This is a genomic window from Streptomyces sp. BR123, from assembly GCF_013401435.1.
GTDB lineage: Bacteria > Actinomycetota > Actinomycetes > Streptomycetales > Streptomycetaceae > Streptomyces.
This window is the reverse complement of the sequence record NZ_JACBGN010000644.1, coordinates 1-868: the sequence shown is the minus strand read 5'-3', so window position 1 is coordinate 868 and position 868 is coordinate 1. Positions and strand designations below refer to the sequence as shown.

The window sequence follows — 868 nt, the reverse complement described above, 5'->3', positions numbered from 1 at the left end:
GGGCCGGGCCGGGACCCCGTGTGCCGGGCTCGCCGCGCCTCCGTGTGCGGGGCGGGGCGGGCCGGGCCGCCGGGTCACCCCCGGCAGGTGATCCCCGGGCCGGGGGTGCGCGTTACGGTCGTGGCAAGGTGCCGACGGCCCCAGGCGGCGGCTCGGCCCACGCCCCGGCCCGTGCCGCGTCGCCGGGCCTTGCGACAGGAGCTGACGTGACCACAGACCACGACAAGCTGGATGAACTCGGCCCCATCGACTACCTGGTCGTCGAGTTCCCCGGCAGCCACCTGACCGGTGAGGGCATGCCCCTGCTGATCGATCTCGTCGAGCGCGGGATCATCCGCATCCTCGACCTCACCTTCTTCACGAAGCTGGAGGACGGCACGGTCGAGGGCATCGCCCTGGCCGACGTCAACGGCGACGGCGAGCTGGACCTCACGCTCTTCGAGGGCGTGTCCACGGGCCTGATCGGCGACGACGACATGGCCGAGGCCGGCTCCCTGCTCCAGCCCGGGGACTCCGCGGCCGTTCTGCTCTACGAGAACACCTGGGCCGCGCCCCTGGCCGCCGCCCTCCGCCGCGCCGACGCCCGGATGATCGCGAGCGGGCGTGTGCCGGTGCAGGACGTGATCGAGGCGCTGGACGCGCTCGAATCCGCGGCCTGAGGGCCCCGGACCCGCATCCACTCCCCCACAGAGGCAGGACACCATGCCCGGACTCCTTCGCGGCGTCGCACGCACCGCCGTCGTCGCCGGTACGGCCACCGCCGTCTCCAACCGTGTCTCGCGCCGCCAGGCCGGCCGCTGGGCCCAGCAGGACGCGGAGCAGGCCCAGGCCGCTTACGCGCAGCAGGCAGCAGCGGCCGGCCTGGCGG

1 protein-coding gene and 1 pseudogene are annotated in these 868 nt (G+C 74.7%); both read left to right on the top strand.

Translation table 11 applies throughout. The annotated features are described in order from the left end of the window. The first annotated feature begins 206 nt into the window (after positions 1-206). Positions 207-659 (top strand): DUF6325 family protein, encoded by a 453-nt coding sequence (locus tag HYE82_RS36840; protein ID WP_179178572.1) that lies wholly within the window; start codon positions 207-209, stop codon positions 657-659. Positions 660-702: 43 nt separating this feature from the next. After that, a pseudogene (locus HYE82_RS38800) lies at positions 703-868 on the top strand (SHOCT domain-containing protein); the annotation flags it as partial.